Origin of the sequence: Variovorax sp. 22077 (genome assembly GCF_052044195.1) — a bacterium.
In the GTDB taxonomy this organism is placed as follows: domain Bacteria; phylum Pseudomonadota; class Gammaproteobacteria; order Burkholderiales; family Burkholderiaceae_C; genus Variovorax; species Variovorax atrisoli.
Genome location: NZ_JBQEQC010000035.1, coordinates 32,082 through 54,620 on the forward strand (window position 1 = coordinate 32,082; position 22,539 = coordinate 54,620).

At 67.7% G+C, this 22,539-nt stretch carries 26 protein-coding genes and 3 tRNA genes; 17 read left to right on the forward strand and 12 right to left on the reverse strand.

The window, feature by feature from the left end; all coding sequences use genetic code 11:
- Positions 1-16 precede the first annotated feature (16 nt).
- The 3 genes from ACTJLF_RS32280 (at position 17) to ACTJLF_RS32290 (ending at position 2,890) form a co-directional block, all read left to right on the forward strand.
- On the forward strand, positions 17-163 hold the full coding sequence (locus ACTJLF_RS32280; protein WP_184605701.1) for a hypothetical protein: 147 nt from the start codon (positions 17-19) through the stop codon (positions 161-163).
- Between the two features lie 89 nt (positions 164-252).
- Entirely contained in the window at positions 253-1,983 is a 1,731-nt protein-coding gene (gene tagH / locus ACTJLF_RS32285) for a type VI secretion system-associated FHA domain protein TagH (protein WP_440884697.1), read from the forward strand.
- 112 nt (positions 1,984-2,095) lie between these two features.
- Positions 2,096-2,890, forward strand: coding sequence for a PP2C family protein-serine/threonine phosphatase (locus tag ACTJLF_RS32290; protein WP_019655710.1), 795 nt, complete (start codon positions 2,096-2,098; stop codon positions 2,888-2,890).
- Between the two features lie 116 nt (positions 2,891-3,006).
- Here the strand turns inward: ACTJLF_RS32290 and ACTJLF_RS32295 are convergent, their stop codons facing one another.
- The 5 genes from ACTJLF_RS32295 to tssA all read right to left on the reverse strand — a co-directional run bounded on the left by ACTJLF_RS32295 (position 3,007) and on the right by tssA (position 7,417).
- Positions 3,007-3,546: a peptidoglycan-binding domain-containing protein gene (locus ACTJLF_RS32295; RefSeq protein ID WP_019655711.1), complete on the reverse strand. Its 540-nt coding sequence runs from the start codon at positions 3,544-3,546 to the stop codon at positions 3,007-3,009.
- A gap of 81 nt (positions 3,547-3,627) precedes the next feature.
- Positions 3,628-4,107: an Hcp family type VI secretion system effector gene (locus ACTJLF_RS32300; protein ID WP_019655712.1), complete on the reverse strand. Its 480-nt coding sequence runs from the start codon at positions 4,105-4,107 to the stop codon at positions 3,628-3,630.
- A gap of 167 nt (positions 4,108-4,274) precedes the next feature.
- Entirely contained in the window at positions 4,275-5,768 is a 1,494-nt protein-coding gene (gene tssC / locus ACTJLF_RS32305) for a type VI secretion system contractile sheath large subunit (RefSeq protein ID WP_019655713.1), read from the reverse strand.
- A 38-nt stretch (positions 5,769-5,806) separates the two neighbouring features.
- Positions 5,807-6,322, reverse strand: coding sequence for a type VI secretion system contractile sheath small subunit (tssB, locus tag ACTJLF_RS32310; RefSeq protein WP_019655714.1), 516 nt, complete (start codon positions 6,320-6,322; stop codon positions 5,807-5,809).
- Positions 6,323-6,373: 51 nt separating this feature from the next.
- Positions 6,374-7,417, reverse strand: a complete 1,044-nt coding sequence (gene tssA, locus ACTJLF_RS32315) for a type VI secretion system protein TssA (RefSeq protein ID WP_440884698.1) — start codon at positions 7,415-7,417, stop codon at positions 6,374-6,376.
- Between the two features lie 71 nt (positions 7,418-7,488).
- Between tssA and tssJ the strand changes: the two genes are divergently transcribed.
- Positions 7,489-8,001, forward strand: coding sequence for a type VI secretion system lipoprotein TssJ (gene tssJ / locus ACTJLF_RS32320; protein ID WP_019655716.1), 513 nt, complete (start codon positions 7,489-7,491; stop codon positions 7,999-8,001).
- Positions 8,002-8,022: 21 nt separating this feature from the next.
- Here tssJ and ACTJLF_RS32325 read toward each other — a convergent pair whose 3' ends face one another.
- Positions 8,023-9,123: a type VI secretion system protein gene (locus ACTJLF_RS32325; RefSeq protein WP_440884699.1), complete on the reverse strand. Its 1,101-nt coding sequence runs from the start codon at positions 9,121-9,123 to the stop codon at positions 8,023-8,025.
- Entirely contained in the window at positions 9,120-10,472 is a 1,353-nt protein-coding gene (locus ACTJLF_RS32330) for a DotU family type IV/VI secretion system protein (RefSeq protein ID WP_440884700.1), read from the reverse strand. Before ACTJLF_RS32330 ends, ACTJLF_RS32325 begins: the two co-directional genes overlap by 4 nt.
- A 243-nt stretch (positions 10,473-10,715) precedes the next feature.
- On the opposite strand from ACTJLF_RS32330, the gene ACTJLF_RS32335 reads away from it, so the two are divergent.
- Complete coding sequence (locus ACTJLF_RS32335) at positions 10,716-11,417, forward strand: response regulator transcription factor (protein WP_132752076.1); 702 nt, start codon at positions 10,716-10,718, stop codon at positions 11,415-11,417.
- A 61-nt stretch (positions 11,418-11,478) separates the two neighbouring features.
- Here the strand turns inward: ACTJLF_RS32335 and ACTJLF_RS32340 are convergent, their stop codons facing one another.
- The 4 genes from ACTJLF_RS32340 to ACTJLF_RS32355 all read right to left on the reverse strand — a co-directional run bounded on the left by ACTJLF_RS32340 (position 11,479) and on the right by ACTJLF_RS32355 (position 13,183).
- Complete coding sequence (locus ACTJLF_RS32340) at positions 11,479-11,928, reverse strand: hypothetical protein (RefSeq protein ID WP_440884701.1); 450 nt, start codon at positions 11,926-11,928, stop codon at positions 11,479-11,481.
- A complete protein-coding gene (locus ACTJLF_RS32345) occupies positions 11,925-12,080 on the reverse strand; it encodes a hypothetical protein (RefSeq protein ID WP_019655720.1) in 156 nt (51 codons plus the stop codon). The genes ACTJLF_RS32340 and ACTJLF_RS32345 overlap by 4 nt, the downstream gene beginning before the upstream one ends.
- Before the next feature lie 174 nt (positions 12,081-12,254).
- A complete protein-coding gene (locus tag ACTJLF_RS32350) occupies positions 12,255-12,605 on the reverse strand; it encodes a hypothetical protein (protein ID WP_440884702.1) in 351 nt (116 codons plus the stop codon).
- A gap of 32 nt (positions 12,606-12,637) precedes the next feature.
- Complete coding sequence (locus ACTJLF_RS32355; protein ID WP_019655722.1) at positions 12,638-13,183, reverse strand: Rrf2 family transcriptional regulator; 546 nt, start codon at positions 13,181-13,183, stop codon at positions 12,638-12,640.
- A 188-nt stretch (positions 13,184-13,371) separates the two neighbouring features.
- On the opposite strand from ACTJLF_RS32355, the gene ACTJLF_RS32360 reads away from it, so the two are divergent.
- Positions 13,372-14,085, forward strand: coding sequence for a phosphoglycolate phosphatase (locus ACTJLF_RS32360; RefSeq protein WP_440884703.1), 714 nt, complete (start codon positions 13,372-13,374; stop codon positions 14,083-14,085).
- A 23-nt stretch (positions 14,086-14,108) separates the two neighbouring features.
- Here ACTJLF_RS32360 and ACTJLF_RS32365 read toward each other — a convergent pair whose 3' ends face one another.
- On the reverse strand, positions 14,109-14,711 hold the full coding sequence (locus ACTJLF_RS32365; protein WP_126183911.1) for a chalcone isomerase family protein: 603 nt from the start codon (positions 14,709-14,711) through the stop codon (positions 14,109-14,111).
- A 347-nt stretch (positions 14,712-15,058) separates the two neighbouring features.
- On the opposite strand from ACTJLF_RS32365, the gene trpE reads away from it, so the two are divergent.
- The 11 genes from trpE to ACTJLF_RS32420 all read left to right on the forward strand — a co-directional run bounded on the left by trpE (position 15,059) and on the right by ACTJLF_RS32420 (position 22,416).
- A complete protein-coding gene (gene trpE, locus ACTJLF_RS32370) occupies positions 15,059-16,561 on the forward strand; it encodes an anthranilate synthase component I (RefSeq protein WP_019655725.1) in 1,503 nt (500 codons plus the stop codon).
- Positions 16,558-16,950 carry a GxxExxY protein gene (locus ACTJLF_RS32375; RefSeq protein WP_126183909.1) on the forward strand — a complete coding sequence of 131 codons (393 nt, stop codon included), beginning with the start codon at positions 16,558-16,560 and terminating at the stop codon, positions 16,948-16,950. The genes trpE and ACTJLF_RS32375 overlap by 4 nt, the downstream gene beginning before the upstream one ends.
- Positions 16,947-17,531, forward strand: coding sequence for an aminodeoxychorismate/anthranilate synthase component II (locus ACTJLF_RS32380; protein WP_019655727.1), 585 nt, complete (start codon positions 16,947-16,949; stop codon positions 17,529-17,531). The genes ACTJLF_RS32375 and ACTJLF_RS32380 overlap by 4 nt, the downstream gene beginning before the upstream one ends.
- Before the next feature lie 118 nt (positions 17,532-17,649).
- Positions 17,650-18,708: a low-specificity L-threonine aldolase gene (ltaE, locus tag ACTJLF_RS32385; protein WP_440884704.1), complete on the forward strand. Its 1,059-nt coding sequence runs from the start codon at positions 17,650-17,652 to the stop codon at positions 18,706-18,708.
- Positions 18,709-18,724: 16 nt separating this feature from the next.
- Complete coding sequence (locus tag ACTJLF_RS32390; RefSeq protein ID WP_019655729.1) at positions 18,725-19,390, forward strand: LysE family translocator; 666 nt, start codon at positions 18,725-18,727, stop codon at positions 19,388-19,390.
- Positions 19,391-19,411: 21 nt separating this feature from the next.
- A complete protein-coding gene (gene trpD / locus ACTJLF_RS32395) occupies positions 19,412-20,434 on the forward strand; it encodes an anthranilate phosphoribosyltransferase (protein WP_019655730.1) in 1,023 nt (340 codons plus the stop codon).
- A gap of 29 nt (positions 20,435-20,463) precedes the next feature.
- Complete coding sequence (trpC, locus tag ACTJLF_RS32400) at positions 20,464-21,264, forward strand: indole-3-glycerol phosphate synthase TrpC (protein WP_354410969.1); 801 nt, start codon at positions 20,464-20,466, stop codon at positions 21,262-21,264.
- Entirely contained in the window at positions 21,261-21,968 is a 708-nt protein-coding gene (locus ACTJLF_RS32405; RefSeq protein ID WP_440884705.1) for a uracil-DNA glycosylase, read from the forward strand. The genes trpC and ACTJLF_RS32405 overlap by 4 nt, the downstream gene beginning before the upstream one ends.
- Positions 21,969-22,077: 109 nt before the next feature.
- A tRNA-Tyr gene (locus tag ACTJLF_RS32410) sits at positions 22,078-22,163 on the forward strand.
- Between the two features lie 64 nt (positions 22,164-22,227).
- A tRNA-Gly gene (locus ACTJLF_RS32415) sits at positions 22,228-22,301 on the forward strand.
- Positions 22,302-22,341: 40 nt separating this feature from the next.
- A tRNA-Thr gene (locus ACTJLF_RS32420) sits at positions 22,342-22,416 on the forward strand.
- Positions 22,417-22,539 lie beyond the last annotated feature (123 nt).

The following is a 22,539-nucleotide window of genomic DNA, read 5'->3' on the forward strand; positions in this document are numbered from 1 at the left end:
CGCTGCCGCATCGCACATGGGCGCGAAGTTCATCCTCGCCGCGCTGGCCGCCGTGTTGTTCGCCGCGGCGCTCGTGCGCCCCGGCCCCGCCACCCGCACCTGGCTCCTCATCGCCGCCATCTTCACCGCCGTCGCAGCCTGGCTGCAATGGCATACCTCTTAAGGCGAGATTGCCAACATGCCCCACGGAATGAATACTCCCTGCGAGTTTGTTCGGGCGCATTTAGGCACAGAGCCTTCGGGGGCCGATTCATGATCCACATCGCTGTCATCACCCGGCAAGGCGCTCCGGCGGGGCAGTCCATCGCCGCGGACTTCGGCCCCAATGGCGGCACCATCGGGCGGGCCGATACCAACACGCTGGTGCTCGACGATCCCGACCGCACGGTGTCGCGGGTGCATGCGCAGGTGCTGTGCCGCGACGGGCAGTACTTCGTCATCGACCGGGGCAGCAACCCGATGCAGTGCAACGGCGTGTCGCTGGGCTCGGGCAAGGAGGCGGCGCTGACCGACGGCGCGCGGCTGGTGGTGGGCAGCTTCGAACTCACGGTGCGCGTGACGGCGCCGGCACCGGCTGCCGTTGCCGCGCCGCAGCCCGCGCTGGCCATTCCCGAGACGGTGCTCGGTGCGTCCTCGGGTGCGCCTTCGGGTGCTGCGCCGTCGAGCGACGATCCCTTTGCGGACCTGCTCGCCGGCCTTGCGCCTCCACCTGCGCCGGCCGCGCCCTCCAGGCCGGCCGCGGCATCTCCCGCGGCCGCGCTGCCCGATTCGCTGCTCTTTCCCGATCCGATGGAAAGCGGCTCGCGCAACGTGCAGGCAGCGCAGGTCGACCCCTTCGCCAACCTGCTCGGGCCCGCGCCGTCGTCGACGCCGGCGGCGGGCCTCGGCGCGCTCGACGATTTCTCCGATCTCGGTGCGCCGCCTGCGAACGGCAAGGCGGCGAACATCGACGAGCTTTTCGGCGGCATGGGCGGTGGCGGCGGCATCGGCGGCGATCCGCTCGCGCTGTCGCCGCTGGCCGATCCGCTGCTGCAGCCGAACACCGCGTCCAACGCCGATCCGCTGGCGGCCCTGCAGCAGGCTGCGCCTCCCACGCCGACGCCGCGCCCCGACCATTTGCCCATCGACCAGTTCGGCTTCACGCCGCCCAAGGCGGTCGAGCCGCCGAGACCGCCTGCGCCGCCGCCGGTGATGGCGCCTGCACCGTTACCGTCACCTGCGCCCATGCCCGCACCGCCGCCGCTGCCGCAGTTCGACGACATGACCGGCCAGCCGATCCGCATCAGCGGCCCGGAGGGCTCCGGCAGGCCGCTGGAGCCTTTGAAGCCTCCCGCGCCGGCACCCGTTGCCCGCTCGGTCGCGCAGCAGCCGCCGCCCGAGCGCATGGCCAGCGACGACGAACTGCTCGCGGCCTTCCTGCGTGGCCTCGCAAGCACGCACCAGCCGCCCGAGATGCTCACGCCGGGCCTGATGGAGCGCATCGGCTCGATGCTGCGCAGCGCCACCGAAGGCACGCTGCAGCTGCTGCTCACGCGCCAGGAGTTCAAGCGCGAGGTGCGCGCCGAGGTCACGATGATCGCGGCGCAGGCCAACAACCCGCTGAAGTTCTCGCCCACGGTCGAGGTGGCGCTGGCGCACCTGCTGGGCCCCGGCGTGCGCGGCTTCATGCCGCCCGAGGCCGCGATGCGCGATGCCTTCAACGACCTGCGCGCGCACCAGTTCGGCGTGATGGTGGGCATGCGCGCGGCGCTGGCCCATGTCATCGCGCGCTTCGAGCCGGCGGAGCTGGAGAAGAAGATCAGCGCGAAGACCGCGCTCGACGCGCTCTTCAGCGCCAACCGCAAGGCCAAGCTGTGGGACCAGTTCGTGTCGCTGTACGGCGGCATCGCGAGCGAGGCGGAAGACGACTTCCACAGCCTCTTCGGCAAGGCCTTCCTAGAGGCCTACGAGGAGCAGATGGCGCGCCTGAAGTCCGACGCCTGACCCGCCCGGCCACAGGAGCAGGCGAACAAGCAGCAAGAGCAACGGCAGGCAGTCACGCACGCAGCACGAACGACGGCACAACAACCACCGCAGCACCCGCGAGGCACCCCGCTTGGAAATTGAAATCGTCACGCTCTCCCGCCAGGGGGGCCGCACCTACAACGAGGACGTGCATGGCCATTGGCACGACGAGCGCTACGTCGCCTGCCTGGTGGCCGACGGCGCCGGCGGCCATGGCGGCGGCGACGTGGCAGCGGCCACCGCGCGCGCCAGCATGCTCGGCGGCTTCTCGGTCGCGCCGGGGCTCGACGAAGCCACGCTGCGCGGCCTGGTGGAGCAGGCCAACCGCGACGTGGTCGCGCGCCAGGCCGAGGGCGGCAAGCTCGCGGGCATGCGCTCGACCATCGTCTTCGCGGCCATCGACCTCGAAAGCCAGGCGCTCGCCTGGGTGCACAGCGGCGACAGCCGCGCCTACCTGTTCCGCGGCGGCGCCATCGTGGCGCGCACCACCGACCACAGCCTCGTGCAGCAGATGGTTGCCGGCGGCATGCTCGACGAGGAGGGCGCGCGGCTGCATCCGCAGCGCAACATGCTGCTGTCGGCGTTGGGCTCGATCGAGGAGGAGCCCGAGATCGCCGTGTCCGAGCGCATGCGCCTGCTGCCGGGCGACGTGCTGCTGCTGTGCAGCGACGGCGTGTGGGAGCCCCTGGGCGACGAGTGCCTGATCGACACGCTGCATGCCTCGCGCACGCCCAGCCAGTGGACCGAGCTGATCGACGCGCAGGTCAAGGCCAATGCCAAACCGGGACATGACAACTACACGGCGCTCACGCTGTGGGTGATCGAGGACGACGAGGACGACGTGACACGGCTGATGCCGGAGAACGCGATGCCGACGGATTCCTGAATCCTCTTGCCTGCGCAGCGAAAGAAGCAAGCCAGCGCAGAAAGGAAAAGGGCCCGCAGCGATCGCTCCGGGCCCTTTCTGCATCAGCCGGGTCGGCTGTTCCCTCGGTCCTTCGTTCAGGCGCCGCCCGTGGTCGGCACCGTCTGCGGCGCGACGTAGGTGTACTTGCTCGCCGTCTTCTTGACCTTCTTCAGCGCGCTGCGCAGCAGCAGGGGCATGTCCGCGCGGTTGGGCAGGTTCGTGTAGTTGTCGATGCCCTGTTCCTTGCAGCAGTTGGCACAGCCGTTGTTGAGCAGGTCGAGCGCGTAGCGCGACTTGCTCAGCGTGCTGGATGCGCCGGGCGCACGGAACGGATCGAAGATGCCGTCCGGCAGCACCTTCTGTCCGAGCGCGATCGCCTGCGCCTGGAAGTGCGTGATGTGCTTCTGCGTGATCGGGCCGTAGTAGCCGTCCACGACGATCACCTCGGTCTGGCCCGGGGGCGGGTCCAGGTCGTGGTTGAAGCCGAGCAGCTCGTAGTAGAAGATCTTGAACAGCGCCTGCACCAGCATCACGTCTTCACGCGTGTTGGAGCCGATCCTGCCGACCGACCAGTCGATGTTGTAGGCGGTGAGCAGATCGCCGCTCTTGCCGATGAGTGGGGTGCTGAATGCCATTGCATTGCTCCGGTGAGGACGCATGGAAACCGCATCGGGCACAGGCGCGCCCGATGCCGTGCCCCGCGGGTCCGTCGTCCGTCAGCGGGTCTCGGTGGTGGCCACGTTCCAGCCGAACTTGACTTCGCCGCCGGCGGCGCCCTTGTCGTCCTGGGCCTTGTAGGCGAACTCGATGTCCTTGAACGAGCAGGAGACCTGTTCCTGCACGTCGCCGCCTTGCGCGCCGCCGGGGCCGACCATGGCGATGAAGACTTCCTTGAGCGTGACCTTCAGGTACTCCTGCTGGCCTTCGCCCGACTTGCGGCAGGTCAGGACCAGGTCCTTGAAGTGCTTGCCGCTCACGCAGTTCTTGGCCAGCACGGGGGAGGCCTTGTCGTAGGTGTGCGTGAAGTGGAACTCTCCCGGCGTGGCCTTGCCCTTGCCCGAGCCGCCGCCCGAGCCGGCGCCCGAGGCGTTGCTCACGTTCCAGGTCCACGACGAGATCTCGATCTCGTCCTTGTGGTCCTTGTGGGAAGACTCGCCCTTGACGCCGTCGAGCTTGATGTGAAAGTCAGAAGACATGTTCCTACTCCTTGGAACCCGATTGCGTTCGGGCAGTTGCTGTTGATGATCGAGACGGATGCTTGTGCTGCCGGTGGCTTGTCGGCGGGGCCGGTCCCCGGCAGCTGTGGATAGAACGAAACGGGAGCCGGAATTTCAAGAAAGTCCGGCCCGTTTTTTTCAGGTCTTCACGCGCCGCCCTTGGCCGAGGGCAGCTTCGACACCAGGCGCAGCGAGACCGTGAGGCCCTCGAGCTGGTAGTGCGGGCGCAGGAAGAACTTGGAGGTGTAGTAGCCCGGGTTGCCTTCCACTTCCTCCACGATCACCTCGGCGGCGGCCAGCGGCTTCTGGGCCTTGGTGATCTCCGAGGAGTTGGCGGGGTCGCCGTCCACGTAGTTCATGATCCACTTGTTGAGCCAGCGCTGCATGTCCTCGCGCTCCTTGAAGCTGCCAATCTTGTCCCGCACGATGCACTTGAGGTAGTGCGCGAAGCGGTTGCAGGCGAACAGGTAGGGCAGGCGCGCCGCCAGGTTGGCGTTGGCGGTGGCGTCGGGGTCGTCGTACTCGGCGGGCTTGTTCAGCGACTGCGCGCCGATGAAGGCCGCGAAGTCGGAGTTCTTGCGGTGGATCATCGACAGCAGCCCCGCCTTCGAGAGCTCGGCCTCGCGGCGGTCGCTGATGGCGATCTCGGTGGGGCACTTCTGGTCCACGCCGCCGTCGTCGCTCGGGAAGGTGTGCAGCGGCAGGTTCTCCACCGCGCCGCCCGACTCGATGCCGCGGATGCGCGAGCCCCAGCCGTAGAGCTTGTACGACCGGTTGATGTTGGTCGCCATCGCGTAGGCCGCGTTGGCCCATGAATACTTGTTGTGGTCGGCGCCGGCGGTGTCTTCCTCGAAGTCGAACTCCTCCACTGGATTGGTGTTGGCGCCATAGGGCGTGCGCGCCAGGAAGCGCGGCATGCACAGGCCGAGGTACTTGGAGTCGTCCGACTCGCGCAGCGAGCGCCAGGCGGCGTACTCGGGCGTGGAGAAGATCTTGGTCAGGTCGCGCGGGTTCGCGAGCTCCTGCCAAGACTCCATCTGCATCAGGTTCGGGCTCGCGCCGGTGATGAAGGGCGCGTGCGCGGCCGCGGCGATCTTGGCCATTTCGCCGAGCAGTTCCACGTCGGGCGGGCTCTGGTCGAAGTGGTAGTCGCCCACCAGCGCGCCGAAGGGCTCGCCGCCGAACTGGCCGTACTCCTGCTCGTAGATCTTCTTGAACATCGGGCTCTGGTCCCAGGCCGCGCCCTTGAACTTCTTGAGGTTCTTGGCCAGCTCCTGCTTGGAGATGTCCATCACCCGGATCTTGAGGTTCTCGTCGGTCTCGGTGTTGTTCACCATGTAGTGCAGGCCGCGCCACGCACTCTCGAGCTTCTGGTAGTCGGGGTGGTGGATGATCTTGTTGACCTGGTCGGTGAGCTTGGCGTCGATCGCGGCGATCATGGCCTGGATCGACTTGGTCACGTCCTTGCCGATGACGGTGCTGTTGGCCAGCGCCTGCTGCGCCAGCGTGAGCACGGCGGCTTCGACGGCGCTCTTGGCTTCGTCGCTGCGCGGCTTGAATTCCTTCTGCAGCAGCGAGGAAAAGTCGCTGCCCGCATATTCGACGTCTTTCAGCGCGCTCTGTTCGAGTGCTTCGGCCATGGTGATCTACTCCTCGTGTGCTCTGATGGTTGTCGGTGTCAGGCAGCGGGTGCGCCGCCGTCCTCGGGTTTCTTGCTCGCCGCCAGCGTCTGCAGCAGGGCCGGGTCCTCGAGCACCTTGGCCAGCAGTTCCTCTGCGCCGCCCTTGCCGTCCATGTAGGTGACGAGGTTCGACAGTTGCGTGCGCGCCTCCAGCAGCTTGTTGAGCGCGCCGACCTTGCGCGCCACCGCGGCGGGCGAGAAGTCGTCCATGTTCTCGAAGGTGAGTTCCACCTTCAGGTCGCCCTCGCCGGTGAGCGAGTTCTCCACCGCGAAGGCCGCGCGCGGCTTCATGGCCTTCATGCGCGAGTCGAAGTTGTCGACGTCGATCTCCAGGAACTTGCGGTCGGCCACCGGCGCGAGCGGGTCGGCCGGCTTGCCGGAGAGGTCCGCCAGCACGCCCATGACGAAGGGCAGCTGCACCTTCTTCTCGGCCCCGTAGAGCTCCACGTCGTACTCGATCTGGACCCGGGGCGCCCGGTTGCGGGCGATGAATTTCTGACTGCTCTTGGCCATGGAGATGCTCCTTGCGGGTGTGAATGGGGACGGATGCGGGGTGGTCGGGGCTTATTCGGAAGGACGTCGGCCGGTGACCGTTTCGATGGTGTCCATCGCGTTCGGCGCGAGGTTGGCCATGATCTCGAGGAAGCTCACGCCGATGAGCTTCTTGGCGCGCTCGATCAGCAGCGGCGCCGGATTGCCGGGCTCGGCCTGCTCCAGGTAGCGGATCACCCGGTCGAGCATCTGCACCGCGTCCTGGCGGCTCTGGATCTCGCCGCGCGCCGCGGCAGGGCGTGCGGATGCCGTGCCGCCGGCCTGCGTGTCTTCGGCGCCCGCGCCCGTGTCCTGCGCGGCGGCGCCATCGGCAGTCGATCCGCTGGCGGAGGCGCTTGCCTTCTGCAGCACGCGCGCGATGGAGCGCAGCGGGTCGAGGTCGACGGCATCGGTGCGGCAGGTGCGCTCGGCGATGAGCTTCCTCAGCTGCTCCACCAGCGCAGGCACCTCGAGCGCGGCCGCGACGGCATCGGGCCGCTCGGCCTGTATCGCCTCCAGACCGCCCTGCACCTGCGCCATCGAATAGGTGGCCTCGCCGCCCACGGCGGTGAGCGCGTTGTGCGCGATGGCGATGTCGCGCACGCGGATCGGACCCACGCCGCGCGCATTGCCTACCTGCGCCTCGTAGAGGTCGCGCAGGCCCGTGGCCTCGTCGGTCAGCGGCGCGAGCGCGTTCAGGCGCATCGTCGGGTCGTTGTCGTCGTCGGCATCCAGCTTTGGATGTATGCCGTCCCAGAAGGTGTCGAGCAATGCATTGAGCAGCCGCAGCCCGGCGGCGAAGCCCTGCACGCCCTGCATGCGGGTGGATGCGCGCAGCAGCAGCACGGCGGCGCGCACGTCCTTGCTGCGGCGAAGGATGTTCTCGGCCTTCTCGCCCACCTCGCGCCACTCGGGCTCGACCGCGGGGATCACCGTGTCGCCGAACTGCTGCTCGGGCTTGCCCTGCGCATCCGCGACCAGCGCCATGAAGTCCGCGTCGTACTCGAGATCGTCGCCGCAAGGCGATGCATCGCCGATGGGCGCGAGCAGTGTTGCAGCGAGTTCGTTGGTCAGCATGTTGCCTATCGGAGTTCGCTGGTGATAATCAAAGATGCGTCTTGACCGGTCAATGCAACGAAGGGAATAGCATGCGCACGCTGGGTACACACCATTCGTCCTATGAGGGCTTCCTTGCCGCAGCAACGCGGCGCCACATCGCCGTTCTTGGCCTTGCTGGAGCCGGTCTTCTGCTTGCGGGCTGCGCGGCGAAGCCCGTGGTCACCACCGTGGCCGTCACGCTCACGGCAGGTGCGGACGCCAACCCCGATGCGCGCGGCCGCGCATCGCCGCTCACGGTGCGCGTATATGCATTGAAGTCGCCCGGCCCGTTCGAAGGCGCCGACTTCTTCTCGCTCTTCGAGAAGGACCAGGCCACGCTCGGCGCGGAACTGGTGCAACGCGAGGAAGTGCTGCTGCGGCCCGGCGAGACGAAGAAGCTCGACTTCAACCTGCCGCCCGACGCGAAGTCGATGGGCGTGATGGCGGCCTATCGCGATCTCGACCGCGCGCGCTGGCGCGAGGTGCGTCCGGTGGTCACCGGCAAGGCGCAGTCGCTGGACGTCACCCTCGGCGCGCGCGCGATGCGCATCGACGCGAAGTAACGCCTTCTCTATCGCTCCCACTCAGGAGGGCCTTCCGGGACGCACCAGGGGCTGGTCGACCGGAAGGAAGTGCTCGAAGAGGTCGTGCACGAAGGCACCACCGGCCGCATCCGATGCGGATGCCGTGAGATAGAGGCCGCGCCAGCGCGGCGCACGCTGCAGCCCCTTGCCTTGGTTCTCGAACAGTACCTGCGCGAACTCGCGCAGCCCCGGCTGCAGGGCGCGGACCGCTTCCACGAACTCATGGATCGCGAGCCGTCCGGTGGGCCCCGGCTGCTCGCGCAGCAATGACATGCGCAACGCGTGCAGCTGCTGCGCGATGGGCTCGAACACGGCGTCGAGCCGCTCGCCCGCAGGAGTCTCGATGAAGGCGGAGGGATCGGTCAGCCGATGTCCCAGCGCCTGTGCGAGCACCTCTGGCGGCAGGGCGCCGCGCAAGGTCGCGTAGCCCGCAAGCCGTTCGAGCCCGGTCACGACGAGATAGGTGGGCATCAGCAGCCGGAGGCCGTCGCTGGCTTCGTCGAGCAGGCGACGCGTTCGCTCGGCGAGCGACTTGAGCTGCGAGGCTTCGGCATCGAGCAGTTCGCCGGCTGCCACGGCCACCACGAGGCCGTTGAGCGGCAGGCGATCTCGTCGCTCAGCAAGTGCCAGAAGCGAGTGCAGCCACAGGCTGCGCGACTGTTGTGGCGTATCTGCGGTGTCCCCGACCGCGCCCGGATCGATCTCGATGGCCACCAGCCGTCGGGTCAGCCACCAGTGCCACCAGGCGGCCTGGGATGCGTCATCCGCGCGCTCGGCGTGCGCGGTCTCCAGCAGCCCGCGAAGGTTGGCGGATGCGTCGCCGAAGAAGAGCAGCCACGGAACGGGAGGCCTTGCACATGGCGTGCGGCGCATCGCCTGCTGCGCCTGCGCCATGCCTTCCTTGAGCGTGTCGATGGCGATCGCCGTCGCGCCCGCGTCGGCCGTCGGCTCGCCCATGGCCGCGAGGCGCTTCTGCAGCCCGCGCCGCCGCGCGCCGCGGCCGGCGTCGCGCACCACCGCGTACAACAGGCCGAAGCCCAGCAGGCACAGCGACAGCAGCAGCCAGAAGCGGTGGGCGGGCGAAAGGAGCAGGGCATTCATCGCGAGACGGTCTCCAGGAAGACGAAGTCGGCGATGAGCCGGTCGCTGTTCTTGCTGGCCGCGAGCGATTCGCGCAGCCGCAGCAGGTAGGCGGAGGCGAGCTCGAAGGGGGGCCTGTCGGCGGTCTCGGTGAGGGGCGTGGGCGACGAGAGCACGGTGATCAGCACGCTGCCGAAGGGCGGGCTCACGAGCCAGCTGGAAGGAATGTCGCGGCCCAGCTCCAGCGTCTCGCCCGCGCGCAGCCGCGTGGGCGCCTGCCCGGCGTTGAGGTGCATGACGGAGCCGTCGGCCGTGTAGTAGTCGACCCAGATGTAGCTGTCGTGCCGCGGCGCGGTCACCTGCACGCGCACGTTGTCGCCCTCGCGCAGGCGGCCTTCATGGGCGGTGGGGGAGCCCACGTCCAGGCCGTATGACTTCTCCGCGTTGCGCACCTGGTAGGGCTTGAGGATGGCGAACACCTCGCAGTGCGGCCAGACCCGCAGGCCGATGTCGAAGCGCGGCGATCCCACGCCGGACAGGGCGCTCACCTCGCTCTCGACGCGCGGCAGGTCGCCGGGCTGCGAGACGAAGCCGGTGATCCGCGTGCCGCCTTCGGGGTCGATGCTGGCCGTGAGGTCGGCGCAGGCGAAGGTCTGCAGGTGCTGCTCGATGCGCTGCGCCAGGCCTGTGTCTGCAGCCGGAGGGCGGCCGGGCCACAGCCACGTCAGGTACAGCAGCGGTAGCGCGAGGGCCAGGGCGGCGGCGCCGAGCAGCAGGGTGCGGTCGCGCCGGCGCGTGTCGTTGGGTCCGCGCGGGTCGGGCACCTCGTAGGGTTGTGGCGTGATGTGGTCCTGCAGCAGGCTGCCGGTCGACAGCGGGCGAAGCAGCAGTTGGCGGCCGTGCAGGTCCTTCAGCTTGCCGAGTTCGCCGTGGTCGCCTTCCTCGAAGTAGTACTGGCCCTTGAAGCCGAGCGCCAGCGCGTGCCAGTACACCTCGCGCACCGCATCGTCCCCGGGGCCCAGCGCCGAGAGGTGATGGAAGAACTCGCTGTGCGCGTTGTTGGAGTTGAAGAGCTGCACCTGCAGCGCGGCCGCGGTGCTCCCGGCGCCCGAGGTGCCCGAGGTGCCGGCGGCGTCCGGATGGCGCGCGAGGATCTCGTCGATCCAGGCGACCATCGCGAAGGAGGCCGACTCGATTTGCGCGGCGGGCGTGCCGGCGGTCTCGGCGGCCGCGCGTGCCGCGTCGAGCAGCCGGCGGGCCCGCTGCTGCGCCGCGTCGTGCGGCAGCAGGGGCGCGCCGGAGGCGATGGACGCATCCAGCGCGAGGCCGGACGAGATGAAGCTGGAGAAACAGTCGAGGAGGCGGGCCATGAACGGGCCCGCTCATTCATGCGTTGCGAAGGATGCCTTGCACCGGCGTCTGCAGCGATGGCACATGCCCATGTCCCCGGTTCCTTCGAGTAGGCGTCCATTCTTTCAAAGGGCTTGCGGCGGGCGCCATATCGCTTGGGGTCTATGCCGTTGGTGGGGCCGCCGGCCTTGCTGCGCGGGGATTTCGCCGGTATCTTCTGCGCCTGCGGTGCATTGCACGCTGGGATACGGGGAAAAGACATCATGAAAATACTGATCGCCGACGACCACCGGCTCGTCATCGAGGCGGTCAAAGCCAAGCTCTCGGAGCTGGAGCCCGGCATCGAATTCGTCCTGGCGATGAGCGTTGACGAATTGCTTGCCGGAGCCACCGACGACCTCGACCTGGCCCTGATCGACCTCAACATGCCCGGCGCCGATGGCCAGGCCCACATCGACGAGATCCGCCAGCGCCATCCTGCGGTGCCGGTGATCGTGCTGTCGGGCTACGAAGACCCGGCCATCATGCGCAGCGCGCTCGAGCGCGGCGTGCTCGGGTTCATTCCCAAGGCCTATTCGCCCGACGTGATGCTCTCGGCCGTGCGGCTGGTGCTGGCCGGCGGCGTGTATGTGCCGCCGATGATGCTGACGGCCGTGCCGCCGGGCATCGTGGCCGGCATGGCGCAGCAGCCGGGCACCGAGTCGCTCGTGCGCGGCGGCGCTGCCGGCGGCGGCGGCAGCGGCCAGACGCTGGAGCACCTGCGCAGCGTGCTCACCGAGCGGCAGGTCGAGGTGCTCCAGCTGCTGTCGCAAGGCAAGCCCAACAAGCTGATCGGGCGCAGCCTGGGCATCAGCGAAGGCACCGTGAAGATCCACCTGGCTGCGATCTTCCGCGCACTCAACGTGCGCAACCGTACCGAGGCGGTGGTGGCCGCCCAGGCGCTGACCGAGGCGCAGCAGGCCTGATCGGCCCGCGCCTGCCGCATGCCGTCCGCCGTGCGGCGCGGCTGCGGAAGGCGCCACTGCCTCAACTCTTCGACGCCACGCAGGCCATCTGCAGCTGCTGCAGGTGCGAGCGGAAGGCGACCGCGTCCTGCCAGCCGTCCACCACGAAGCGATGGTCGGGCGCGGCTGGCATGCCGGTGGCCGGGGCCACGCTCACCCGGTAGCGCTCCTCGGCCGAGAAGGCGACCTGCAGCGTGTCCAGCCGCAGCGAGGCGATGGACTCGCGCCCGCCATGCGCGGTGGTCGCGAGCCGCAGGATGCAGGGCGTCGCCAGCGTCATCCTCGCATCCAGGGTGCGCGCCTCGTGCCGCAGCATGCCGTTGAGTGCGTGTACGTGCTCCGCGGCGCTCATGTCGCTGGCGGCGGGGGCGTCCTTGGTCGGATAGCCGTCGGTGCAGGCGCCCGCCATCGCCGCGATGGCGAGCCCGGCCGCGATCCAGCGCCATCGCCGCCTGGCCTCGTGCACCGTCATACCACCAGCGAGACGATGCCGGCCACGCCGGTGCAGGCGGCCACGCCGGCGAGCAGGCCGGCATCGCGATGGTTCGAGACCAGGCGTTCGCGCCAGGCGAGATACAGCAACAGAAGGCTGGCGCCGAAGATGATCCAGGTGAGTTCGTTCATGAGCCAATGAATTTGGGAATCGGGTGCGTGATGCGCCGTCGCCCACGCCGGCCATGGCCGCGCAGGACAACGACGACGAACGCGACGCGCGGGCACGGCGGCCCGACGTCGCGTATTGCGGAAAAGAAGGTGAGGAAGGAGGGCGGGCGCGAGCGGCTGGGCCCGCACCTTCGCCTACGCGGCGATGCGCGTGCGTGGCGGCTTTAGGGGAACCGGTAGCACGCGCGATGGGGGCGCGTGGATGTCCTGCGGCGGCGATGAGTCATGCCACCTTGCATGGTGCAGCGTGGCATTGCGAAGTCCGCAGATTTCGGAGAGGTCCGGCGCGAGGTCGGTGGCCGGAGAGCGTTCTTCGAGTGTGGTGAACGGCCCCGCGGGGGCTTCGCAGTGGATGCTCGACAGATGATGAAGCCCCGCAGCGTCGACCGGTGCCATGGCCGCGTCGTGCGACTTGGCCAGCGCCGCGAAGCTCTGGCAGCCCAGTGCGAACACGAGCAGCAGAGACAGGAGCCAGCGGGGAATCATCAGGAGAGAGAAAGGACGGCGGGCGTTCTTCTTCAGCGCTTTGCGAAGACGCCGTTCCACGCGAACACCGAGTTGGGTGCGTTCACGCGCAGCGGCAAGGCGGCGGGGCTCAACGGGGTTTCCTTCTTCTTCGGCTGCGAAGGTTCGTGTTCCACGCGCACGCCCTTGGCCAACTGGTCCTCGACCAGGCTTTGCAGCGTGACGGAGCCCAGGAACTCCATCACATGGTGCTTGGCGGAGGCCCACAGCGCCTCGGTGGAATAGCAGCCCTTGCCGCCGGCCTCGCCCTTTCTCGACGAGTCTTCCGCGTCGGACAGCGGTTGGCCGTCGACCGAGGCGAGGATGTCCGCCACCGTGATCTCGGACGCCCTGCGCGTCAGTGTGTAGCCGCCGCCCGGTCCACGGGTTGCCTTGATCAGCGCGTGCTGGCGCAGTTTGCTGAACAGCAGTTCGAGCGACGAGCGGGCAATGTGTTGGCGCTTGCTGATCGACGCCAGTGGCACGGGGCCATCCTGCTCGCGCATCGCGACATCGATCATGGCCGTCAAGGCGAAGCCGCCCTTCGTCGTGAGACGCATGGAGTATTCCTCGTTGTTGGGTTTTTCAAACGATGGGGCATAGGTGTGCAAAAAGCCCCGAAAAGTTTCCGAGGCACACGGGCGACGGTTTTGAAACAGTTTGAAAGCCTCATCGGCGCCGGGCGCGGCTGGAGTGCCGGCGATGCTCTGTAAAGTGTCGGGCGATTCCACAACCACCCGCGCCTGCCTTGAACTTCCTACGCCCTGACCGCGCCCGTTTCGATGCCGCCATCGTCGATCTCGACGGCACCATGGTCGACACGCTGGGCGACTTCGCCGCCTCGCTGAACCGCATGCTCGACGACCTTTCGCTTGGGCATGTGGCGCCCGCCGCCATCGAGACCATGGTGGGCAAGGGCTCGGAGCACCTGATCCATTCGGCGCTCGTGCACGTGCTGTCTCCGGCCCTCTCCAAAGCCGAGGCCGATGCGAAGGCGCGAGCGCTGTTCGACCGAGCCTGGGAGCGCTACCAGCATCACTACCTTGCCATCAACGGCCGGCATTCGGCCGTGTATCCCGGTGTGATCGAGGGGCTGCAGGCGCTGCGCGCGCAGGGCCTGCGCCTGGCCTGTCTCACCAACAAGCCGACCTCGTTCGCCAAGCCGCTGCTCGCCGACAAGGGGCTCGACGGCTTCTTCGAGCTGGTGTTCGGCGGCGATTCCTTCGAGCGCAAGAAGCCCGATCCGCTGCCGCTGCTGAAGACCTGCGAGGCGATGGGCACCGAGCCCGCGCGCACGCTGATGATCGGCGACTCGAGCAACGACGCGCGCGCCGCGCGTGCGGCCGGCTGCCCGGTGATCCTGGTGACCTACGGCTACAACCACGGCGAGCCGGTGCGCGGCGTGGATGCCGACGGCTTCATCGATTCGCTGGCCGAGCTGGTGCCGGCCACGGGGCGCTGACGCCAGCAGGCCCGCTGCGATGCCTACTGCTTGCCGAGCAGTGCGTCCTTGAGCTTCCAGTCGGCCGGGTTCGGTCCCAGCCAGATGCGCAGCAGCGCATTGAAGAAGGCCTGCTCCTTGATCGGATCGGGCTGCGGCACGCCGCGCACGGTGATCAGCGTGCCGGTGCCGGGAAGCCAGTCGACGGTGAAGGTGTCGCCGGCCTTCAGCTGCTTCTGGTCGGCGAACATCTGGCCCATGCGCAGCAGGCCCGGGATGAGATTGACCATCTCGCTCTTGGGCGAGTTGTCCTCCACGCCCTTGGTGAAGAGCTTGCCGAGCTCGTTCGCGTCGATGTCGCGCAGCATCGTGATCGACACGCGCTTGGGGCCGGGTGCGGCCAGCGCTTCCTCGGGGGTCGAGACCTTCCTGCCCACGTAGAGGCCGGCCGCGTAGACCTTGAAGATGGCCTTGTAGCGGATGCCCGCGCCGTTGAGCAGCAGGGGGTTGCCGCGCAGGTCCATCTGGTCGTCGAGCTTGACGCCGCCCACGTCGACCTGCGCGGCCGAGGCACCGAGACTGGCGACGGCGAGGCAGGCTGCCAGGGCGAGGCGAGGGAACACGGTCGTGAACGAAAGGGTGGGCAACGCTGTCTCCTTGGAGTTTTGCGAACGATCGTTCGAATGTATCTTTTTGTTCTACTTGCCCGGCTTCGGGGGAACCCTGAAGCGCTGCCGATGCGGGCGATTGCGCGTCCTGGCGTTTTCGTGGGCTAAACTCCGCAGCTCATATGTTCGTTCATCACGTCATTCAAACAGGTGAAGGCAGCCGGGGAGCCTGGCCCTGGCGTCGCCATACTTCGCTGACTGTTTGATTGCACGGCGCACGCCGTGCGCCCGCGGCTCAGGACCGGCACGCTCGCCGGCACCGGGCCACCCGTGAATGACCTTGCCGTCGGCCGAAGGAGCGCCGCAGGCAACTGGAGAACGTATCCGTGATCACCGAACTTGAATTCAAGAGCCTCAGCGCCCAGGGCTACAACCGCATTCCGCTGATGGCCGAGGCCTTCGCCGACCTCGAGACTCCCCTTTCCCTCTACCTCAAGCTGGCCCATTCGCAAGGCGGCGGCAAGCACAGCTTCCTGCTCGAATCGGTGGTGGGCGGCGAGCGCTTCGGGCGCTACAGCTTCATCGGGCTGCCGGCGCGTACGCTGCTTCGCGCCAGCGGCTTCGGCGCCGAGGCCCTCACTGAAGTGGTGACCGACGGGCAGGTGGTCGAGACCGTCAAGGGCAATCCGCTCGACTTCGTGGCCGAGTACCAGAAGCGATTCAAGGTGGCGCTGCGGCCGGGCCTGCCGCGCTTCTGCGGCGGCCTTGCCGGCTACTTCGGCTACGACACCGTGCGCCACATCGAGCGCAAGCTCGAGAAGTCCTGCCCCCCCGATGCGCTGGGCTGCCCCGACATCCTGCTGCTGCAGTGCGAGGAACTGGCCGTCATCGACAACCTCTCGGGCAAGCTGTACCTCATCGTCTATGCCGATCCGAAGCAGCCCGAGGCCTACGCCACGGGCAAGCGCCGCCTGCGCGAGCTGAAGGAAAAGCTCAAGTACTCGGTGAGCGCGCCCGTCGTGAAGCCGACGCAGCCGCATCCGCCCGAGCGCAGCTTCGCCAAGGCCGACTACCTCGCGGCGGTGGAGCGCGCCAAGGAAATGATCGCCGCTGGCGACTTCATGCAGGTGCAGGTGGGCCAGCGCATCAGCAAGCGCTACACCGAGTCGCCGCTGTCGCTGTACCGCGCGCTGCGCTCGCTGAACCCGTCGCCCTACATGTACTACTACAACCTCGGCGACTTCCACGTAGTGGGCGCGTCGCCCGAGATCCTGGTGCGACAGGAGAACACGGGCGAGGGCGAGCAGAAGATCACCATCCGCCCGCTGGCCGGCACCCGCCCGCGCGGCGCGTCGCTGGAGCTCGACAAGGCGGCCGAGATCGAGCTGATCAACGACCCCAAGGAGCGCGCCGAGCACGTGATGCTGATCGACCTCGCGCGCAACGACATCGGCCGCATCGCCAAGACCGGCACCGTGAAGGTGACCGAGGCCTTCGCGGTCGAACGCTACAGCCACGTGATGCACATCGTGAGCAACGTCGAAGGCACGCTGAAGGACGGCATGACCGCCATCGACGTGCTCAAGGCCACCTTCCCGGCCGGCACCCTGACCGGCGCGCCGAAGGTGCATGCGATGGAACTCATCGATGAGCTCGAGCCCACCAAGCGCGGCCTGTATGGCGGCGCATGCGGCTACATCAGCTACGCGGGCGACATGGACGTGGCCATCGCCATCCGCACCGGCATCGTGAAGGACCAGATGCTGCACGTGCAGGCCGCGGCCGGCGTGGTGGCCGACTCGGTGCCCGAGCTGGAGTGGAAGGAAACCGAGGCCAAGGCGCGGGCGCTGCTGCGCGCGGCCGAGCTGGTCGAGGAGGGGTTGGAATGAGCGCCCTGCCTGATACCCAGAGCGACTTCTCGCACGAGATCATCGGCGCGGCAGTCGAGGTGCAGCGCGTGCTCGGCACGGGGCTCGATGAAGCGGCCTACGCCGCGGCGCTGGCCATCGAGCTCGCGGAGCGCGAGATCGGCTTCGCGCGCGACGTGGCGCTGTCCGCCAGCTACAAGGGCCGTTCGCTCGGCGAGGTGTACCGCGCTGGCTTCGTGGTCGAGCAATCGGTCATCGTCGAACTCAGGGCGGTCGACGTGCTGACCGACCTGCATCGCGCGCAGGTGCAGGCCGCGCTGCGCCTCTCGGGCCTCAAGCTGGGCCTTCTGATCAACTTCAACGTGTTCCCCGTCGTCAAGGGCGTGCACCGGATTGTGAGCAAGCCATGAAACTGCTGATGATCGACAACTACGATTCCTTCACCTACAACATCGTCCAGTACTTCGGCGAGCTGGGTGCGGACGTGCAGGTGCATCGCAACGACGAGATCACCGTGGAGCAGATCGGCGAGCTGATCGGCTCGGGCGTGACGCGGCTGGTGGTGTCGCCGGGGCCGTGCTCGCCGGCGGAGGCTGGCGTCTCGGTGGCTGCCATCGAGGCCTTCGCGGGCAAGCTGCCGATCCTGGGCGTGTGCCTCGGCCACCAGGCCATCGGCGCGGCCTTCGGCGGCAGGATCGTGCGCGCGCAGCAGCTCATGCACGGCAAGACCAGCGAGATCACGACCACGCAGGAAGGCGTGTTCGCGGGGCTGCCCAGGCGCTTCGTCGTCAACCGCTACCACTCGCTGTCCATCGAGCGCGAGAGCTGCCCGAAGGAACTGGCTGTCACGGCCTGGACCGACGACGGCGAGATCATGGGCGTGCGGCACACCGGCTTCGCGCACGACGTGCGCATCGAGGGCGTGCAGTTCCATCCGGAATCGATCCTGACCGAACATGGCCACGCCATGCTCAAGAACTTCCTGGAATAGCATGGCGCTCCCGCAGGCTTCGCGCACCTCGTGTCGCTTTGCCAACCCCCTCGCCGGGAGAGATACCGGCGGCCCGGCAGAGCCGGTTCCGCGGTATTCCCACTAAGGACCCCAAGACATGCCCACCTCCGATTCCCTCGTCGACCTGCGCAGCGATACGGTCACGCAGCCCACGCCCGCGATGCGCGAGGCCATGATGGCGGCGCCGCTGGGCGACGACGTCTTCGCCACCGATCCGAGCGTGAATGCGCTGCAGGAGAAGATCGCGGCCATGCTGGGCTTCGAGGCGGCGCTGTTCGTGCCCACCGGCACGCAGAGCAACCTGTGCGCGATCCTTTCGCACTGCGGGCGCGGCGACGAATACATCGTCGGCCAGCAGGCGCATTGCTACCGCTGGGAAGGCGGCGGCGCGGCGGTGTTCGGCAGCGTACAGCCGCAGCCGCTGGACCACGCGAGCGACGGCACACTACCGCTCGCGCAGATCGAGGCGGCCATCAAGCCTGACGACGCGCACTTCGCGCGCACCCGGCTGCTGGCGCTGGAGAACACGCTGGGCGGCAAGCTGCTGCCCTTCGAATACGTGCAGGCCGCGACCGACCTTGCCAAGGGCAAGGGACTGCAGCGCCACCTCGACGGTGCGCGGCTCTTCAATGCCGCGACGGCGCAGGCCGCACTGAACAGGCACAGCGACATCCGCGCGGAAGCCCGCCGCATCGCGCAGTGCTTCGACAGCGTGTCGGTGTGCTTCAGCAAGGGGCTGGGTGCACCGGTGGGCTCGGCGCTGGTCGGTTCGCGCGAGTTCATCGCCCGCGCGCACCGCATCCGCAAGATGGCGGGCGGCGGCATGCGGCAGGCCGGCCTGCTGGCGGCGGCGGCCTCGCACGCGCTCGACCACCATGTCGACCGCCTCGCCGACGACCACGCGCTGGCGCAGCGCCTGGCGCAGGGGCTCGAAGGCATCGAGGGACTGAAGGTGGAGGCGCCGCAGACGAACATCGTGTTCGTCGACCTCGTCGGCGCCGCGCAGTCGCGCTCCGCGGAGCTGCTGGCGAGCCTCAATGCGCAGGGCATCCTTGCGACGGGGCTCTACCGGCTGCGTTTCGTGACGCACCTCGATGTCGATGACGCCGGCGTCGACAGGGCCGTCGCGGCGATCCGCGCCTTCTTCAAGTCCTGAAAACCGCGAGCGCGCGATGCCCGACCTTCCCCATCTGCTCGCATTCATCGCCGCCGGCTGGCTGCTGAATCTCACACCGGGGCCCGACGTGCTCTACGTCGTGACCAATTCGCTGCGCTGTGGCGTTCGCGCCGGCATCGTGGCCGGGCTCGGCATCACGGCCGGCTGCTTCGTGCACATCTTCGCCGCCGCCGTCGGCGTGGGCACGCTGATGGCGACGTCGGCCGCGGCCTTCACGGTGCTCAAGTACATCGGCGCGGCTTACCTGTTGTACCTGGGCGTGCGCATGCTGGTGTCGAAGGCGGCGCCGCCCGCCGACCTGGACGCGGCCGCCGCGGCGGCGGGCGGGGAGCGCAGCCTCAAGGCGATCTTCCTGGGCGGCTTCTGGACCAACGTGCTCAACCCGAAGGTGGCGCTGTTCTTCCTGGCCTTCGTGCCTCAGTTCATCGCGCCGGGCACCGACAACAAGGCGCTGGCCTTCGTGTTGCTGGGCGTGCTGTTCAACGTCAATGCCATCCCTGTCAACGTGGGATGGGCCCTTGCGGCGGGCTGGATGGCTCGCCGCAGCGCGGTGCGCAAGGGCATGCACTGGCTCGACCGTGTCGCCGGCGTGCTGTTCATCGGCTTCGGCCTCAAGCTCGCGTTCACCGACGCGCCCGCCGCGGTCCGCGTCGGCCGCTGATTCTTTCCGAGGAGACTTTCCATGATCACCCCCCAGGAAGCGCTGCAGCGCACCATCGAGCACCGCGAGGTCTTCCACGACGAGATGCTGCACATCGTGCGGCTCATCATGAGCGGCGAGTGCTCGCCCGTGATGATGGCCGCGCTGATCACCGGCCTGCGCGTGAAGAAGGAGACCATCGGCGAGATCACCGCCGCCGCGCAGGTGATGCGCGAGGTGTCGACCAAGGTGCCGGTGAAGGACACGACGAACCTCGTCGACATCGTGGGCACCGGCGGCGATGGCTCCCACACCTTCAACATCTCGACCTGCTCGATGTTCGTGGCCGCCGCCGCGGGCGCCAAGGTGAGCAAGCACGGCGGGCGCAGCGTGTCGAGCAAATCGGGCAGCGCCGACGTGCTGGAGTCGCTGGGGGTGAACATCAACCTCAAGCCCGAGCAGATCGCGCGCTCCATCGAGGAGTGCGGCATCGGCTTCATGTTCGCCCCGAACCACCATCCGGCAATGAAGAACGTGGCGCCGGTGCGCAAGGAACTGGGCATCAAGACCATCTTCAACATCCTTGGGCCGCTGACCAATCCGGCCGGCGCGCCGAACATCCTGATGGGCGTGTTCCACCCCGACCTCGTGGGCATCCAGGTGCGCGCGCTGCAGCGCCTCGGCGCGGAGCATGCGGTGGTGGTCTACGGACGCGACGGCATGGACGAGATATCGCTCGGCGCGGCCACCATGGTGGGTGAGCTGAAGAACGGCGAGATCCGCGAGTACGAACTGCACCCCGAAGACTTCGGTTTCCAGATGTCGAGCAACCGCACGCTGCGCGTGGAGACGCCCGAGCAGTCGAAGGCAATGCTGCTGGGCGTGCTCGACAATCAGGCCGGTCCCGCGCTCGACATCGTGCTGCTGAATGCCGGTGCGGCGCTCTATGCGGCGAACGTGGTCGATTCGGTGCAGGCGGGCGTCGATCGCTCGCGCGCCGCCATTGCATCAGGCGCCGCGAAGGCCAAGCTGGCCGAGCTGGTCAAGGCCTCCGCCACCGTCTGAGCTTCAAGAGAACAGGAAACCGAGAAGCCATGTCCGACATCCTCGACAAGATCGTTGCCGTCAAGCGCCAGGAAGTGGCTGCGGCACTGAAGCGCACCCCGCTCGAAGCCGTGCGCCTCGACGCAGAGAGCCGCGTGCTGACGCGCGACTTCGAAGGCGCGCTGCGCACCAAGATCGCCGCCGGACAAGCCGCGGTGATCGCCGAAGTCAAGAAAGCCAGTCCGAGCAAGGGCGTGCTGCGCGCGGACTTCATTCCCGCCGACATCGCGCAGAGCTACGCCGAAGGCGACGGCCAGATCAGCGCCGCCTGCCTCTCGGTGCTGACCGACAGGCAGTTCTTCCAGGGCGGCGTGGACTATCTCAAGCAGGCGCGCGCCTCGTGCGAGCTGCCGGTGCTGCGCAAGGATTTCATCGTCGATGCCTACCAGGTGTACGAATCGCGCGCGATGGGCGCCGACGCGATCCTGCTGATCGCCGCCTGCCTCGACGACGCGCAGATGAAGGACTACGAAGCCATCGCGCGCGGCCTGGGCATGGCGGTGCTGGTGGAGGTGCACGACGCGGCCGAGCTCGATCGCGCGCTCAAGCTGAAGACACCGCTGATCGGGGTCAACAACCGCAACCTGCGCAATTTCGAGGTGTCGATCCAGGCGACCATCGACCTGCTGCCGGGGCTGCCGGCCGATCGCCTGCCGGTGACCGAGTCGGGCATCGGCACGCGCGAGGACGTGGCCACCCTGCGGGCAGCGGGCGTCCACGCCTTCCTGGTCGGCGAAACCTTCATGCGCGCCAAGGAACCCGGCGAGGCCCTCGCCGCATTGTTCAAATGAGCCGGCCCGATCAGCTGTCGAGCAGCGACCCCGCCGACTGGCCGGTGGCGCCGGGCTGGCAGCCGCTGGTCGACGAGTTCTTCGGCAGCGCCGTCGGGCAGAAGCTGCAGGCATTCCTACGCGAGCGACTCGACGCGGGCGCGGTGATCTTTCCGCCGCAGCCGCTCAGGGCGCTGGAACTCACGCCGCCGGAAGACGTGCGCGTCGTCATTCTGGGCCAGGATCCGTATCACGGCCGCGGGCAGGCCGAGGGTCTGGCGTTCTCCGTGGCGCCGGGCGTGGCGCTGCCGCCCTCGCTGCGCAACATCTTCAAGGAACTGCAGCGCGACCTGGGGACGGCGCCGCCGCCGTTTCCGAATCCGGGCGGCAGCCTGGTGAAGTGGGCTACGCATGGCGTCTTGCTGCTCAACACCTGCCTGACGGTAGAGGAGGCGCAGCCGGCGAGCCATTCCGGTCGCGGCTGGGAGGTGCTGACAGATGCCGTCATCCGGCATGTTTCGAACAGTGCCAAACCTGTTGTTTTTATGCTGTGGGGCTCGCATGCGCAAAGTAAGCGTGCGTTGATCGACGTTAAGCGCCATAAGGTGCTGATGTCGAACCATCCGTCGCCTCTCTCGGCCCAGCGACCGCCCGTGCCGTTCATCGGCTGCGGTCATTTCGGCGAAGCACGTGCCTGGCGTGAGGCGCAGCGGTCGGAGGGGTGAAAACTTAGGCGATAATCGTGGGCTAACGCCTCGAGCGGTTTTCCTGCATCTTCGTTGATGCATGGATTTCCGGGTAGTCACAAAACCGTGCTATATTTCGAGGTTCGCCGGAGAGGTGGCCGAGTGGTTAATGGCAGCAGACTGTAAATCTGCCCTCTTACGAGTACGCTGGTTCGAATCCAGCCCTCTCCACCAGCGATGAATTTGGTTTCTAAGAGCGTTTGGATATCGCGCTTTGGGTGCCTTGAGTGCTCCTGATGCGGGAGTAGTTCAATGGTAGAACCCCAGCCTTCCAAGCTGATGACGCGGGTTCGATTCCCGTCTCCCGCTCCAGAGACCCGGTTCGGCGCCGGAAGCGAATGGTTAGACAAAAGCCCTTTTGGCTCAGTGGTAGAGCACTCCCTTGGTAAGGGAGAGGTCGCGGGTCCGATTCCCGCAAAGGGCACCAGTTTTTGGGGGTTGCAAAAGCTGCACTGCAACCCATCTGCATACGTTGGAAACGTTTTTTTCGGAGTCGAAAAATGGCAAAAGGTAAATTCACCCGCACCAAGCCGCACGTGAACGTGGGCAC

What these genes read in the sequence shown, in the direction of transcription:
- ACTJLF_RS32325 (WP_440884699.1), bottom strand. Translation starts at nt 9,123, where the DNA reads ATGAATGCCCTGCTCCTTTCGCCCGCCCACCGCTTCTGGCTGCTGCTG.
- ACTJLF_RS32295 (WP_019655711.1), bottom strand. Translation starts at nt 3,546, where the DNA reads ATGGCATTCAGCACCCCACTCATCGGCAAGAGCGGCGATCTGCTCACC.
- ltaE (WP_440884704.1), top strand. Translation starts at nt 17,650, where the DNA reads ATGCCCACCTCCGATTCCCTCGTCGACCTGCGCAGCGATACGGTCACG.
- tssJ (WP_019655716.1), top strand. Translation starts at nt 7,489, where the DNA reads ATGCGCACGCTGGGTACACACCATTCGTCCTATGAGGGCTTCCTTGCC.
- ACTJLF_RS32330 (WP_440884700.1), bottom strand. Translation starts at nt 10,472, where the DNA reads ATGGCCCGCCTCCTCGACTGTTTCTCCAGCTTCATCTCGTCCGGCCTC.
- trpD (WP_019655730.1), top strand. Translation starts at nt 19,412, where the DNA reads ATGATCACCCCCCAGGAAGCGCTGCAGCGCACCATCGAGCACCGCGAG.
- ACTJLF_RS32380 (WP_019655727.1), top strand. Translation starts at nt 16,947, where the DNA reads ATGAAACTGCTGATGATCGACAACTACGATTCCTTCACCTACAACATC.
- ACTJLF_RS32340 (WP_440884701.1), bottom strand. Translation starts at nt 11,928, where the DNA reads ATGACGGTGCACGAGGCCAGGCGGCGATGGCGCTGGATCGCGGCCGGG.
- ACTJLF_RS32335 (WP_132752076.1), top strand. Translation starts at nt 10,716, where the DNA reads ATGAAAATACTGATCGCCGACGACCACCGGCTCGTCATCGAGGCGGTC.
- ACTJLF_RS32280 (WP_184605701.1), top strand. Translation starts at nt 17, where the DNA reads ATGGGCGCGAAGTTCATCCTCGCCGCGCTGGCCGCCGTGTTGTTCGCC.
- ACTJLF_RS32300 (WP_019655712.1), bottom strand. Translation starts at nt 4,107, where the DNA reads ATGTCTTCTGACTTTCACATCAAGCTCGACGGCGTCAAGGGCGAGTCT.
- trpC (WP_354410969.1), top strand. Translation starts at nt 20,464, where the DNA reads ATGTCCGACATCCTCGACAAGATCGTTGCCGTCAAGCGCCAGGAAGTG.
- tagH (WP_440884697.1), top strand. Translation starts at nt 253, where the DNA reads ATGATCCACATCGCTGTCATCACCCGGCAAGGCGCTCCGGCGGGGCAG.
- ACTJLF_RS32375 (WP_126183909.1), top strand. Translation starts at nt 16,558, where the DNA reads ATGAGCGCCCTGCCTGATACCCAGAGCGACTTCTCGCACGAGATCATC.
- ACTJLF_RS32355 (WP_019655722.1), bottom strand. Translation starts at nt 13,183, where the DNA reads ATGCGTCTCACGACGAAGGGCGGCTTCGCCTTGACGGCCATGATCGAT.
- tssB (WP_019655714.1), bottom strand. Translation starts at nt 6,322, where the DNA reads ATGGCCAAGAGCAGTCAGAAATTCATCGCCCGCAACCGGGCGCCCCGG.
- ACTJLF_RS32345 (WP_019655720.1), bottom strand. Translation starts at nt 12,080, where the DNA reads ATGAACGAACTCACCTGGATCATCTTCGGCGCCAGCCTTCTGTTGCTG.
- ACTJLF_RS32350 (WP_440884702.1), bottom strand. Translation starts at nt 12,605, where the DNA reads ATGATTCCCCGCTGGCTCCTGTCTCTGCTGCTCGTGTTCGCACTGGGC.
- ACTJLF_RS32405 (WP_440884705.1), top strand. Translation starts at nt 21,261, where the DNA reads ATGAGCCGGCCCGATCAGCTGTCGAGCAGCGACCCCGCCGACTGGCCG.
- tssC (WP_019655713.1), bottom strand. Translation starts at nt 5,768, where the DNA reads ATGGCCGAAGCACTCGAACAGAGCGCGCTGAAAGACGTCGAATATGCG.
- tssA (WP_440884698.1), bottom strand. Translation starts at nt 7,417, where the DNA reads ATGCTGACCAACGAACTCGCTGCAACACTGCTCGCGCCCATCGGCGAT.
- ACTJLF_RS32390 (WP_019655729.1), top strand. Translation starts at nt 18,725, where the DNA reads ATGCCCGACCTTCCCCATCTGCTCGCATTCATCGCCGCCGGCTGGCTG.